The organism is Natrinema soli (assembly GCF_028618695.1).
Map to the genome: position 1 here is coordinate 1 of NZ_JAQIVI010000275.1, position 922 is coordinate 922.

Here is a 922-nt window from a genome sequence, read left to right on the forward strand (position 1 = left end):
GAGCCGCCCGTCCGCGCCGTCGACGATCCCGAACCGGTCGTCCGCGACGCCGACGCGCTGGTCTGTGCGACGAACAGCGAGGAGCCCGTTTTCGACCCCGACTGGCTCGAGCCCGGCACCCACGTCACGACGATCGGCCCGCGGTTCGAAGACGCCCACGAACTCCCGCTCGAGGTGGTCGACCGCGCCGCCGTCATCGCGACCGATTCGCTCCCGCAGGTCGACGCCTACGACCGGCCGTACGTCGCGTCGGACGACGACCGCGAGCGAATGGTCGAACTCGCCGACGCGCTCGAGACCCCCGATCTCGGCCGCCAGCGCGCGGCTGACATCACGCTGTTCTGTTCGGTCGGGCTCGCGGGGACGGAGGTCGTGCTCGGCAAGACGTTCCTCGAGCAGTTCGTGTAGCGAACGTCGTCCCTCTCTGCGGTGGCGCGCGCTGTGTTGCGGTGAGCGAACGTGAACGGTGACCTGCGGGAACCGTGAACCGAGCGAAGCGCTACTCGATATTTGCTAGTACGAGCAGAACGCTCGTCTTCTCGATCGGTAAACTAGGCAGTCACTAGGGAGTCAACCGCTCGAGCGACCACCACTCTATCTCCGTCTCTTCAGCGGCGTCGTCGCCGACCAGCGCGAACACCATCGTCTTCCGCACGCCGTGAGCGAGCCGAACGTCCAGCGCCAGATCCCGGGGCTCGAAGACGTACGCCGCGGGATGGACGCGAACCAGTAGTTCCGAGTGTCTCAGTTCCTCGACGGACTCCACGTCCGCGTAGGTCCGGAAGTCAGCACCGAACTTGTATCCCGTCTTGGGGACCACGCCGCGCTCTCGCAACGCCGTGTAGACGGTCAGCCGCCGCTCGAATCGCTCGCCCTCGACCTCGCGGCCCCGCTCGCGGACCGTCTCGGCCTCGAGCGCGAG

The 922-nt window shown here is 67.4% G+C and carries 1 protein-coding gene and 1 pseudogene; one reads left to right on the top strand and one right to left on the bottom strand.

Annotated features, from left to right (window positions below; all coding sequences use genetic code 11):
- A pseudogene (locus tag PGX04_RS16965) lies at window positions 1-408 on the top strand (ornithine cyclodeaminase family protein); the annotation flags it as partial.
- Between the two features lie 154 nt (window positions 409-562).
- On the opposite strand, the gene endA reads toward PGX04_RS16965, so the two are convergent.
- Window positions 563-922: tRNA-intron lyase (gene endA / locus PGX04_RS16970; protein WP_273739600.1), on the bottom strand; the 360-nt coding region annotated here is incomplete at its 5' end.